The sequence below is a fragment of the Caldicoprobacter sp. genome, from assembly GCF_047459465.1.
Classification (GTDB): Bacteria; Bacillota; Clostridia; order Caldicoprobacterales; family Caldicoprobacteraceae; genus Caldicoprobacter.
Genome location: NZ_VSCO01000048.1, coordinates 1 through 12,706, shown reverse-complemented (window position 1 = coordinate 12,706; position 12,706 = coordinate 1). Strand labels below are relative to the sequence as shown.

The 12,706-nt window shown below is 48.0% G+C and carries 15 protein-coding genes; all 15 read right to left on the bottom strand.

Going from position 1 to position 12,706, the window contains the following annotated elements; translation table 11 throughout:
- The coding region (locus FWJ59_RS04785) for a PEP/pyruvate-binding domain-containing protein (RefSeq protein WP_414480839.1) at nucleotides 1-455 on the bottom strand (455 nt) is incomplete at its 3' end.
- 218 nt (nucleotides 456-673) lie between these two features.
- Nucleotides 674-1,429 (bottom strand): DNA repair protein RecO, encoded by a 756-nt coding sequence (gene recO / locus FWJ59_RS04780; RefSeq protein ID WP_414480838.1) that lies wholly within the window; start codon nucleotides 1,427-1,429, stop codon nucleotides 674-676.
- Between the two features lie 6 nt (nucleotides 1,430-1,435).
- Nucleotides 1,436-1,594, bottom strand: coding sequence for a YqzL family protein (locus FWJ59_RS04775; protein WP_414480837.1), 159 nt, complete (start codon nucleotides 1,592-1,594; stop codon nucleotides 1,436-1,438).
- Nucleotides 1,595-1,707: 113 nt separating this feature from the next.
- The gene (era, locus tag FWJ59_RS04770; RefSeq protein WP_414480836.1) at nucleotides 1,708-2,607 is read right to left on the bottom strand and encodes a GTPase Era; all 900 of its coding nucleotides are present in this window, start codon (nucleotides 2,605-2,607) and stop codon (nucleotides 1,708-1,710) included.
- A 7-nt stretch (nucleotides 2,608-2,614) separates the two neighbouring features.
- The gene (locus FWJ59_RS04765; protein WP_414480835.1) at nucleotides 2,615-3,022 is read right to left on the bottom strand and encodes a cytidine deaminase; all 408 of its coding nucleotides are present in this window, start codon (nucleotides 3,020-3,022) and stop codon (nucleotides 2,615-2,617) included.
- A gap of 15 nt (nucleotides 3,023-3,037) precedes the next feature.
- Nucleotides 3,038-3,745 carry a diacylglycerol kinase gene (locus tag FWJ59_RS04760; protein WP_414480834.1) on the bottom strand — a complete coding sequence of 236 codons (708 nt, stop codon included), beginning with the start codon at nucleotides 3,743-3,745 and terminating at the stop codon, nucleotides 3,038-3,040.
- 56 nt (nucleotides 3,746-3,801) lie between these two features.
- Nucleotides 3,802-4,305 (bottom strand): rRNA maturation RNase YbeY, encoded by a 504-nt coding sequence (gene ybeY / locus FWJ59_RS04755; protein ID WP_414480842.1) that lies wholly within the window; start codon nucleotides 4,303-4,305, stop codon nucleotides 3,802-3,804.
- Complete coding sequence (locus FWJ59_RS04750) at nucleotides 4,289-6,580, bottom strand: HD family phosphohydrolase (RefSeq protein WP_414480833.1); 2,292 nt, start codon at nucleotides 6,578-6,580, stop codon at nucleotides 4,289-4,291. Before FWJ59_RS04750 ends, ybeY begins: the two co-directional genes overlap by 17 nt.
- On the bottom strand, nucleotides 6,558-7,529 hold the full coding sequence (locus FWJ59_RS04745; RefSeq protein WP_414480841.1) for a PhoH family protein: 972 nt from the start codon (nucleotides 7,527-7,529) through the stop codon (nucleotides 6,558-6,560). The genes FWJ59_RS04750 and FWJ59_RS04745 overlap by 23 nt, the downstream gene beginning before the upstream one ends.
- A 55-nt stretch (nucleotides 7,530-7,584) precedes the next feature.
- On the bottom strand, nucleotides 7,585-8,775 hold the full coding sequence (gene yqfD / locus FWJ59_RS04740; RefSeq protein WP_414480832.1) for a sporulation protein YqfD: 1,191 nt from the start codon (nucleotides 8,773-8,775) through the stop codon (nucleotides 7,585-7,587).
- An 18-nt stretch (nucleotides 8,776-8,793) separates the two neighbouring features.
- Nucleotides 8,794-9,066: a sporulation protein YqfC gene (gene yqfC, locus FWJ59_RS04735; protein ID WP_414480831.1), complete on the bottom strand. Its 273-nt coding sequence runs from the start codon at nucleotides 9,064-9,066 to the stop codon at nucleotides 8,794-8,796.
- A gap of 100 nt (nucleotides 9,067-9,166) precedes the next feature.
- Complete coding sequence (locus FWJ59_RS04730) at nucleotides 9,167-9,472, bottom strand: hypothetical protein (protein ID WP_414480830.1); 306 nt, start codon at nucleotides 9,470-9,472, stop codon at nucleotides 9,167-9,169.
- A 225-nt stretch (nucleotides 9,473-9,697) separates the two neighbouring features.
- Nucleotides 9,698-10,669, bottom strand: coding sequence for a flotillin-like protein FloA (floA, locus tag FWJ59_RS04725; RefSeq protein ID WP_414480840.1), 972 nt, complete (start codon nucleotides 10,667-10,669; stop codon nucleotides 9,698-9,700).
- An 80-nt stretch (nucleotides 10,670-10,749) separates the two neighbouring features.
- Nucleotides 10,750-12,051: an NfeD family protein gene (locus tag FWJ59_RS04720; RefSeq protein ID WP_414480829.1), complete on the bottom strand. Its 1,302-nt coding sequence runs from the start codon at nucleotides 12,049-12,051 to the stop codon at nucleotides 10,750-10,752.
- Between the two features lie 104 nt (nucleotides 12,052-12,155).
- The coding region (locus FWJ59_RS04715) for an endonuclease/exonuclease/phosphatase family protein (protein ID WP_414480828.1) at nucleotides 12,156-12,706 on the bottom strand (551 nt) is incomplete at its 5' end.

Sequence of the window (12,706 nt, the reverse complement as noted above, 5' to 3'; positions counted from 1 at the left end):
AACTTGTTCTTGTCTATGCCCATTACCACATCGGAAAACATCTGAATGAATCGCCTGTAGCTGTCATATGCAAACCTCTCGTTGTTGGTCTGCCTGGCCAATCCTTCTACAGCCACATCGTTGAGCCCAAGGTTCAAAATGGTATCCATCATTCCGGGCATGGACACCCTGGCGCCCGAACGAACCGATACCAGGAAAGGATTGTTGATGTCGCCAAACTTTTTACCAACTATCTTCTCCACTTTTTCCATGGCCTCATATATCTGCTCCTCGATCTCAGGAGCTATGACCTGCCCATCCTGATAATATCGCGTACAGGCCTCAGTGGTTACGGTAAATCCCGGTGGGACAGGTAAGCCAAGGTTGGTCATCTCGGCAAGATTGGCACCCTTACCGCCCAGCAGTTCCCTCATATTGGCATTGCCTTCACTGAAGAGATAGACGTATTTCTTCATGCGTTTTCCTCCTGTTCTATGTATAAATTTTATCATTTATCTAATTTCACCATTGGGCTTCAGGTTATAACAATCCCTTAAACCCCTGATATCTTTTTCCATACCTTTACGTTTTTGCGCATTATCCTGCTTTATCTTATACCAAATTTATCTTTTTCGTCAATATCCTTTTTGACTTTTTACTTCAATAATGTAAGGCCAAAGCATATAATAAACGCTCACCCGCCGCATTTTATCTGCTCTATAAACCGCCTGGCCTTTATGGTCTTTTCCAGCCTGTGGCTCAAATAATGCCACAAAATTGTGTCCAGTTCGTCCCTTACCTGCTGCGAAAACTTCAGTCCCCCCAGACGTCTTATGTCCACATCCAGTATATACCTAATGGTTTGCAGGGTGTTCCTATGGATAGTGTATCCATTTTTTATGTCGTTATTGCATTGAGGGCATATGATTCCGCCTTCGGTAATGCCAAAAAATAAAGGATTGCTTTCTGGCCTTTGGCCGCATACCAGGCACCTGTCGAGCACCGGGCGGTAGCCAAGCACGTCAATCAGCTTAAGCTCGAATATATGAGTTATGTCCTCAGGGCTAACTTCCCCATATGCCAGATGGGACAATGTATGCAACAACATATAAAAGAGGCGGAAATTACTCTCCTCATAATTCACCGCCTCTTCGGTCAGGTTCAGAATATACGTGCCGTAGGCAAGCCTTTCTACGTCAGTGCGGATATTGTAAAAGGAGTTCTTGACCTCGGCCTGCGTAGCGATATAAATTTCTTTGGACTTTATAAAGACGTAATCGGCGTAACAGAAAACCTGGCTGGCTGCCAGAAGCCGGCTGCTGGGCTTACGGCACCCCCTTGCCAGCACCTGCATCTTACCCCTCTCGGGTGAAAAAACCGTAAGCATCCTATCAGCTTCTTTAAAATTCGTATATCTCAAAACCACGCCTTGGGTACGTACAATATTCATGATTCCCTATTCCTTCCCAACTTGATATACCTTTTCCTCCTCTCCCGAATTGCTCACCGATGGGTCAAGATAGCGTTCCCCCTCAACCCGTTGCACGGCTTTATAAAGCAGATAGCTGCTTACCGAGCCGGTCTTTTCAAACAGATTCCATAAAAAATCTATCATATATTATAAACCCCCTGTCTGTATAAAATATATTTATTACATTTATTAGGGTTTCCGCCATACTTGACCCATATTCCATGTAAAATAATCCGATTGCGTCAATCATAACCTAACTAAATTTTATAACCTAAATTTTTTAAATCGGCAATGTTGTTTCTCCAGTTTTCCCTTACCTTGACCCACAACTCGAGGTACACGTGTACTCCTAGCAGGCGTTCAATATCGCGCCTGGCCCGGCTACCTATCTCGCGCAGCATGGAACCGCCTTTGCCTATTACTATGCCCTTGTGGCTCTTCTTCTCACAGTATATTGTAGCATATATATCTATTATGTTCTTATCCTCGCGCTCTTTGAAGGCAGTAACTTCAACCCCTATGCCGTGGGGCACCTCCTCTTCCAGCAACTCAAGGGCCTTTTCCCTTATCAGCTCTGCCACCACAAATCGCTCAGGCTGGTCGGTGACCATGTCATCGGGGTAATATTTGGGCCCCTCGGGCAGGTAAGACACTATGGTATTTTCCAGCTTATCCAGGTTAGTGCCATTCAGCGCCGAAACCAGTATCACCTCGTCGAAGCCGCCTTCCTGGCATAACTCTTGAGCCATCTTCTCGGCATTCTCCACAGATTTAACCCTGTCCACCTTGTTGGCTACCAGGATGACGGGCGTCTCAACTTTCTTCAACTCCTCAGCTATAAATCTGTCTCCACCGCCTATGCCCTCCCATATATCCACCATAAACAGCACTACATCCACTTCCTCCAGCGCGCCCTTGGCCACCTGTACCATGTACTCCCCCAGCTTATTCTTAGGCTTGTGAAGCCCCGGCGTATCGATGAAGATGATCTGATAGTTGGCTCGGGTGAGCACGCACTGTATGCGATTGCGGGTGGTCTGAGGTTTATCCGAAATTATGGATATCTTTTCTCCTACCATGCTATTCATAAGGGTGGACTTGCCCACGTTGGGCCTGCCCACGATGGCAACAAACCCCGAACGAAATCCTTGAGACAACAGCCCATCACTCTCCTTCTCGCACAGCTGACTTCTTAAAGCCGTTGGGTAAAAGGTCCTTCAGAGCATACTCTCGATACGCCCCGCTGCTATCCGCTACGATCACTGTAGGGATATCGAACTCCAACATGACCTGGCGGCATATTCCGCAAGGAAATGTAAAGCCTTCGTAATCCGATACCACCGCTATGGCTTTAAAGCTGCGCTTGCCATCAGCTACAGCCGAAAATATGGCTACCCTTTCGGCACAGCAGGTAGCACCATAGCTGGCGTTTTCCACGTTACATCCGGTATAAACCGAGCCATCTTCCACTAGGAGGGCAGCCCCCACCCTGAAATTGGAGTAAGGCGCATATGCCCTTTCCTTGGCTTTGAAGGCTTCCTCCACCAGATGCCGCACCTTACTATCGGTCACACCATATTCCTCCCATCAGGTTACAATCTGGAACAGCTCAAAAATTATTACAGTAAGCAGCATGCCCAAAAAAGCGCCTACTATTATCTCGGTGAGGGTATGGATTCCCGCCTCATACCTGCTGTGAATGACCATGAGTGCCATCAACATAGCAAGGGAGGATATAAGAGCGCTTTTGCTGAGCAGAGTTATGGAAGTAAACAGCGAAAACGCCAGGGCGCTATGCCCGCTGGGCATGCCTCCTTTTAAAAAATTGCCCTTAAAATTGAATGATTTCAGCATTATCACTATGAGCATTATTATTATGAGGCTAATGACGGTAACGTGTATGGGCGCATTTTTGATTCTGCGCACAAAGGCCAGCGAAAGCGAATCGATCCTGTTGTAAAATATGATATACCCCACCATCATAGCCCCTACGGCGGTCACCAATACCGCGCCGGCCGCCATATTCTTGGAAACCTCTGCTAAAGGATGATAATCGGGATGTACCATATCTATCAAGCGCTCTATGGCCGTGTTGAAAAGCTCAGCGGCTATCACCACGGCTATGGTGATGAACAGCAACACAACCTCTAGCTTGGAGAGGTCAGCCAGAACTGCAGCAATCAGCACCAATACGGCAATGACAAAGTGTATCTTTACGTTTCGCTCGGTCTTAAACCCATATATGATGCCTTTTATGGCGTTGTTAAAGCTGTCAACTATGTTTCTGGATTTCATCTTGGCTACATCCCCACATCCCTGTGTGCGAATGTCACCTTACTTACTTCGGAGCCCTATACGTCCCGTTGAAGGCCCAATGCCTCCATGACCCTTTCTTCCTTCTGGCGCATCCTAAGCCGCTGCTCCTCCTGCTCGTGGTCATACCCCAAAAGGTGCAGCATCCCGTGTACTACTAGATAACCCACTTCCCTGAAAAAGCTGTGGCCATATTCCCGGGCTTGTTGCTGCGCCCTTTCCAGCGAGAGTACTATATCCCCCAGGAGCACAGCCTGATCACCATGCCTTGCAGCGTTGAGCACGGCCCGCAAATCGCGGCCTTGTCCATTACTTTCAAACTCCACCATGGGAAAGGACAGCACATCTGTGGGGGCATCCACCCCTCTATACTGGCTGTTGAGCTGATGGATTTGATGGTCGTCCACCAGCAGTACGCTCACTTCGACAGGAATATCTACCCCTTCCATCTTCAGGGTTTCGGATACGCACTCCTCTATAAGCCTTTCTATCTCCGGTACAACCTCTATTTTATCCTGTGAGTTGTTAATCTCCACCGTCATGACCTTCATCCTGCTCTCCTTTTAAGTCTACATCAGGGTACTCAACGCGTTCATGAAATATGCCGCACAGCACATCTTTGAAGGCTGTAGCAATTAAGTCCAGGTCTTTAAGCGTCAGATGGCACTCGTCCAACTGCCCGTCCTCCACCTTCTCCTTTATGAGCTTACGTATCAAACCCTCCACCTTCCCAGGAGCGGGATCGGGCAAGGTCCTTACCGCCGCCTCCACGGTGTCGGCCAACATCACTATAGCCGTTTCAGGGGTTTGGGGTTTAGGTCCCGTATAGCGGAAATCATCCAGCTTGACATCCTTGTTATTATTCTTGGCCTTGTGATAAAAGTATATTACCGGCGTGGTGCCATGATGCTGCAGTATAAAATCCTGTATCACCTTTGGGATCCTGTACTTTTGTGCTAGCTTGACCCCATCTTTAGTATGAGCTGTGATGATGTTGGTGCTCAATGTGGGGTTCAATTTATCGTGCGGATTTTCGGAGGTAATCTGGTTTTCTTTAAAATAATAGGGCCTTATGAGCTTCCCCACGTCATGATAATAAGCGCCTACCCTTGCCAGCAACCCATTGGCACCCACCGCCTGTGCCGCACTTTCGGCGAGATTGGCCACTATTATGCTGTGGTGATAGGTCCCAGGCGCTTCTCTCAACAGGCGTTTCAGCAGCGGATGATTGGGATTGGAAAGCTCTATCATCCTTATGGGGGTTATAATGCCAAATACGTTTTCCCAGACCGGCAACGTCCCCACCGCCAGAACCGCGGCCAATACGCCGCTTCCGCCGCTCCATAGAGAAGAGCGCAAGGCAGCCCTCCAGCTACCCGACACTATCAGCTCATACCCCGCTGCGGTCAGCATGCTAGCGGCACTAGCCCCCAGCCCTGCCAAAAATAAGCCATTCCTCTGCTGGGATCTATGGGCTATGAATATGCCCATCATCCCTCCCAGCAGTCCTGCAACCATCACGCCCGCCTGGCCTCTCGTCATTATACCTACCAGTATAGATAAAATAACGTTAACAAAAAAGGCAATTCTGGGCTTCATCAATACGGTAAGCAACAGGGCAGCTAAGGCAACAGGCATAAGATACTGGTTTACCACCGACATTCCATAGCTTACTCCCAGCGTTAGACACACCACCAGGATAATCAGAATGAACATATGATGCTGATTGGTCAGTTCCTTTTCAAAATGGTGGATGTAGAATGCCCCACCAATTTCCAGCGCCAGTATTAACAGCCCTAGGCCTACCACCAGCGGTACGTCAAAAGGTTCATCCTTGAGAAGGCCCAACTCTTTGAGCATGGCAATTTGCTCTTCGGTGACTGGTTGTCCATCCTGGACGATGTACTGTCCCTTTTTATAAATTACCTTTTCAACGCTTCGGGCTGCCTTTTCTCTCTCGGCCTCCGTTGCCTCCTCATCATATATCATATTGGGCTTAAGAAGGATAAGTCCAATGGTAGTCCCTACCAGGCGTAATTCGCTGGAAATAGGCCGCGTCAACATCTCATTTCTCAGCGTGTTTTTGGCCTCCAGCAGATTATCTTCTTTTATCTTTAAGTCCAGCAAGCTGGTCAACATTTCTATCAAGTATTCCTGAAGCTGGGAAATTTCGGCCTCGTCTGCGGTGATGCAGGCAAGCAGCTCATCGTTGGATAGTTGAACCCTGATGTGGTCTTTAAGCTGTTCCAGAAACTGCTTGTCAAACACCTGCTGGTAATCTATTTCCCCTTGTACACCATCATATACCTCTTCCTGTCTGGCTTCCTCAGCTTGGCCGTCCTGTTCACCTTGCTGAATCCCGTCTTCCTGCGTCGCTTCTTCCTCCTGCAATTGCTGTTGCGATAAAGCTGCCCTTTGTTTCTCTTCCCATTCTTTAAGCCTCTGCTCGGCAAGGCTTCGGACTATCCTTATCTCCTCAAATATCTCATTGACCTCTTCGACGATCTCCGTTTGCACATTTTGATTTAGCCTATATATCGGAGCAACGCTCTGCCTGGCCTGTTCAATCCTTCGCTGGGTGGCAATCTTGTTTTCCACATCTCGAGGAGCCCGGATGGATTCGGTGGCGATATCCCCCACCTTCAAATCATACCTTCGAGGGGAAATGGCAGCCAATATGATGGCAAACACGCTGACATATGCCACTACCCCTATTGCAATTTTCAACAGCAGCCCTGCATGGGCTCCCTTAAAAAAAGACGCCCTCAATAATGGAACTTGTGTTCCCCTGTTCCTACCTGTTACTATTGAACTCACGGGAATCCTCCTGTTCGGCTCCCCCTTTTCCAGAGTAAAACCTCTCGTATGCCTGAACGATCTTCATGACCAGCTCATGGCGAACCACATCCTGTTGCGTCAAAAACACGAATTCTATCCCTTTTATGCCCTGTAATACCTGTATGGCCTCCACGAGGCCCGACTTTTTGCCCCGCGGCAAATCTATCTGCGTAATGTCCCCGGTAATGACGGCCTTGGATCCCATACCTATCCTTGTCAAAAACATCTTCATCTGCTCGGATGTGGTATTTTGAGCCTCATCCAGTATGATGAATGAATCTTCCAGAGTGCGTCCTCTCATATATGCAAGCGGGGCCACTTCAATAACCCCTCGTTCCACCAACTTTAAATAGTTTTCCAACCCAATCAAGTCATACAGCGCATCGTACAAAGGCCTAAGGTAGGGATCCACCTTGTTTTGCAGGTCTCCCGGCAAAAAGCCCAACTTCTCCCCCGCTTCCACCGCAGGCCGTGTCAATATGATGCGCCCCACCTCTCGATTCTTATAAGCCGTTACAGCCATGGCCATGGCCAGATAGGTTTTACCCGTTCCCGCAGGGCCTATTCCAAAGACGATGTCGTTGTGGGCAATAGCGGTGACATAGCGCTTTTGGCCGAGGGTCTTGCTGCGGACCTGCTTGCCCTTGTAAGTCAAACATATCACATCGGAGGTTAAGTCCTCTATAAGGCCCTCCTGGCCTTCAGCCACCAGCTGTATGGCATATCTGACCTGGGCCTTGTCAACAGCTTCTCCCTTATCTATTATACCGAGCAGCCTTGTCATGACCGTATAAGCCATTTCCACTTGCTGTGGTTTGCCCATTATGACCACATTGGTCCCTCGGGTTACTATCCTAGCCCCTGTTTCTTCCTCTATGACTTCTACATTTTCATCGAAATTGCCAAAAAGAGCGCGTAGCTTTTCCATGCTATCAATTTCTAAGGTCTTTTCTATTCTAAAGCTTTCCAATCAAACAATCCTCCTACTCAACTGTAATCTTTTGTTCCAGCGCTATATCTTCCAATACCTCTACATATACTGTAGCTTTTACTCCCTTACCTTCTATCATATCGTATTTCACCCGTTTGTCAACAATTTTGGTGTTTGACGGTATTTTTTTGTTTACATCCTCCTCTGCCTTTCTTTGTGCAATCTCTTTTAGCTGCTGCAGCGATGCGCTGGCAGGCAGCATTTCAACTTCATAATACTCCCTCACTACCATGGTAACGGGGAAGAATCGCCCTTCCCCGAAAAAGGGCACCCTCTTTTCCTCCATCTCGTAGTGCTTGAAAGGGATGTCCTCTTTTTGATACTCCACAACCCATCTACCTATGTCAATAAACCTGTGAACTACCTTTCTACCCGTCCGCCGCGTAAGGCCTTTATCCAGGTAACAGACGGCCTGGCCTTCATACCAGGTGCGGGCGGTAACCTGCGCCATGGCGTGTACCAAACGGGTGGTCTTGGTTTCGGGATCCTCGATAACGCCACTTACCAGAAGCTGACCTTTTTTCACCGTATCGCCTTCTTTTACCATGGGTCGGCCTTCAAGCACCACCATCTCATAAATAATCCCATCCTTGCTGGCCACGATATTGCAGGGGATATTTTTGTCTACCATAGGAGGAGGCTGTACCGCCTCCACCACCTTCACTATAGCCTTGGTACCCTTAAGCTGGATGCTGGCCCACCAAATATCGGGCACATCTATGATCAACCTGTTTTCGATTGCAGAGATGTCCAGACCTTTTTTGAAGGCTCCCGGCTTGATTCCGTACTTGGCTAGAACATCAAGCAGCTTCTCCTCCGGCACTTTGGCGTTCCCTTCCACCTCTACCGTCCAAATAAAGGAAGAAAGGCCGTACAATATGATAAAAAAGGCCAAAAGCCCCACCAGCAGCATCTTCCTGCGGCGAAGCCCAAGCAGCAAGAAGGGCAATCCCCTTTTATCCACTATCCTTACCCTGCACCTTACCTTTCGAACGATGCCCTTCAGCCTTTTAAAACCGCTGATGCTTATGCAAGCGGTCATGGAGGTATAGCCCGAACGCTTTATCCCCCATAGGAATATTCCATTGTTTACGGCTAGATTGATAAACTTTTCCAGGGAAAGGCCATCTACCTTTATGATTAGATAGCCGACAATGTAGTTCCACACTTTTAAAATGAGCAACGCCTTTCACCCCGGCCCTTAAAATTCCACCCGCTTTATCTGGCCCGTTATCATTACATCATCGGCCGCTATATTCTTAAGATCCATATCCTCCCCCTCAACTCGGATCACCCCAATGGTTGAGTTAAGCCGTATTTTCTCGGGGGTATATTCTATTACCCCTCTATGGTTTTCAACCAGCATCTGATTGTTGCCGATCATGCTGATCCTGGGCAGATTTAGCATTATATCCTTTGGAAGTTCGAACATCTCAGAAACTGCAGTCTTGACTTCCCTTAGCTTTTTTCGCACAGCAATCCCTCCCTCAATACACAACCTCGATACAAAATAATATGCAAAAAAAAGAAAAACTAGAATGTATGAAACATTCTAGTTTTTCTGAGAGCAAGATTCAGTACCTCGTCCTTCTCCTCAAAGCCTTAGGGGGATGTAACAGCTCGGACATTATAATGCCGTTTATTATATCGTGGCGGCTAAAGGAAAGCGCATGGCGCCTTGTGCCAGACGGTATAATCTCCAGCTGTACAGCCTTAACCTTATTATCATACGGCGTATCCTTTAAGCCCTCCAGCCCCTTACCCTCAAGCGTGGAACCACCCATACTCTCAAGGGAAAAACCTTCTCCTTGGGAAGCATAGCCATCGAACGCACTTCCTTGAGCGGCTAAAATTGCCCTACCTTTCTCGGCGCTTGCCATATGCATCTCCCCATTGCCTGATTGACGGTAAACGTTCCCATCACCTTTCAAATGACCCGGATTATTAAGATTTCCGGACATCGCGGGCCTGCCCGAAACGCCGGACCCTGTCCCTTGTTTAGAATCCCCCATTTTCTCTAATAACTTGAATATTATCCCAATAATGAACAATATTATTGTAAGCACTAATTCCATCTATCACCATCTCCCGCCTGGCATCGGTCGCTATTTATTATCCTCGCTCGATGCATCCTCTCTCCCCATCCTGGCTATAGAATCCCTCATCTGCGTATCGGCTATTATGTTTTTCATATTATAATAATCCATAACACCCAGCTTTCCTTCCCTGAGAGCTGCGGCTATAGCCTTTGGAATTTCGGCCTCGGCTTCCACTACCTTAGCCCGCATTTCCTGTACAGCGGCGCGCATCTCCTGTTCCTTGGCCACGGCCATGGCACGTCTCTCCTCGGCCTTGGCCTGGGCAATGCGCTTATCGGCTTCTGCCTGATCAATTTGAAGTTGAGCGCCTATATTCCTTCCCACATCCACGTCAGCTATGTCAATGGAGAGTATCTCAAACGCCGTACCGGCATGCAGGCTCTTGTTGAGCACCGTCTGCGAAATGCGATCGGGGTTTTCCAGCACCTCCTTATGGCTTTCAGAGGATCCGACTGTGGTAACTATGCCTTCGCCCACCCTGGCCAGTATGGTCTCCTCGCCGGCACCGCCAACCAGCCTGTCTATATTGGCCCTCACGGTGACTCGAGCCTTAACAATCACCTCAATACCGTCTTTTGCCACCGCCGATACCTTTGGCGTCTCTATCACCTTGGGATTTACGCTCATTTGTACGGCCTGCAGCACATCCCTTCCTGCCAGGTCTATGGCAGCTGCCCTTTCAAACTCCAGGGGAATATTGGCCCTCTGAGCCGCAATCAATGCGTTTACAACCCGATCCACATTTCCTCCCGCAAGGTAATGGGCTTCCAGCTTGTCAACGCTGAGGTCCAAACCTGCTTTAGTGGCTTTTATAAGGGGATTGATTATCCTGGACGGGATAACCCTTCTCAGCCGCATGCCTATCAGGTTGAATATCCCTATCCTTACTCCGGCTGCCAGCGCTGAAATCCACAATCCCAGCGGTACGAAAGTCAGGATTATGGCCAGCACAATTATGACTACGATGATCAGACCCATTACAAACAAAATCGTTTCTGGCATATTTACCATCTCCTCCTTTTATATTTCTCAGGCCTTATGGCTGATGGACACAGCACTTAAAGCCTGGCAACGACGATCTTTGAACCTATAGCCTCCACAACCTTTACCTTCTCTCCCGGCAAAATATATTCGCCATCCGACATCACATCATATTTAATCCCCTCAATCTCCACGATGCCGGCCGGCCTTAAAGCCGTTATAACGATACCGCTCTTGCCTACCAGCTGCGCAATCTGCGGCTGCTGCATGGGCCCATTGTCGTCCTTTGCCACCACCTGCTCGGTCAAAACCAGCTTCTTAAACAGTCGAGGCCCACCGAACACTCTATACAGTATGGGTACGACAACAATGGCAGCCAGTAAGGCTACCCCCACCGATATCATGCCCTTTACAGGGTCTGAAGCTGAAAATATCAGCCCTGCCAAAATGGCAGCAATTCCAGTTATGCCAAATACGCCAAACCCGGGTACGGCCAGTTCAATTGCCAACAAAATAAGCCCTATTATAAACAGTATCACCGACCACCATTCGGTGTACCCCGCCAGAAAGTTCCCTCCCAGATACAGGCCAAAGCATATAATGCCGATGATGCCTGGCACTCCAAACCCGGGCACAAAAGCTTCTATAAGCATTGCTATCATGGCACCCAGCAACAAAAAGGATGAAACGTCTGTACGGGTCAAAAACTGTGCTATCCTTACCTTGAAATCTGGCTTCACCTCATATATTTGCCAATCTTCCCACCCCAGATGAGAAAGGGCCTCATTCACATCGTCGGCGATGGCATCGGCATACCCGTACCTTATGGCCTCCTGGGCTGTCAGGTCCAGCAAAGAACCCTTTCCCTTTATGCCGGGTATGGCTATGGATTTGTCGACCATGCCAGCAGCAATCTGAGGATCCCTTCCTTTGAGCTCAGCTGTGCTCCTGAATTCACCGCTTACGGCCGCTACGTTCTTTTCACTATAAGGTATTGGTTCCGCTGAACCCATATGGCTGCCCGGCGCCATTATTATGCTATCGGCGGCTATGGATATCAGAGCTCCCGCCGACTCGGCCCTGTCAGCGATATATACAGCGGTGGGCACTTCTGACCTCAATATGGCTTCCTTTATATTAAAGGCGGCGTCCACCCTCCCTCCCAGGGTGGATATTACAAACAGTATGCCCCTAGCACCTTCCGCATTGGCCAAGTCTACCTGCTTTTCAACAAAAGCGGCCATGGCAGGGGTTATCTCCCCCTGTATGGGAACCATATAGACTTTGTCGCCATCAGCCGAAGCCGATGCCTGCACCACCCATACGGCCACCATTATAAAAATCAAAATAAGCCGGCACCTATTTCTACTAAAACCCATTTACATCACCTAACAGTCCTTTTTTATATTAAATCATGCTTTGATAGCAGAAAAACACCCGTTTGAAAATTATTATGCCTTTTGTTGTTATTATTCTATGATTATCAAATAATTCCTCTATTTTTGTTCTTTTTGTGCAAAATCAGCGCAAAAACCATGGAATGATCAGAAGTCTTTGAAGGCATTACAAAATGGTCCACCACTTCTATATGGCGGCTGACGTATATACGATCGATGCGGGCATTGGGAAGATCGCTATAAAGGGCGTAAGTATTCAAATGCTCTTTTTGCTTGACGATGGCGGTATCTACCAGCTTATCACTTATAGATTCCCCGCCGGGAATATACACTTGTTCGTTGAAATCCCCCATTAAAATGACATTGCCGTTTAAATTCTCCACTATACCATTAATTTCCTCTATCTGCCTGCGGCGCTCCTCTCTATTCAGACCCAAATGCGTATTCAATATATGATAGATATCACCATCTATGCTGATTTTAGCCTTTAAAATAGCCCTTTTCTCCAGAGGAGAAGAATACAACCTGATATTTTGATGTTCTATAATGGGATAAGCGCTTATGATAGCATTGCCGTATTTTATGCCCAGCACGTTTATGGTCTCGCCGTATACATAGTGAAACCCCAGAGCTGATG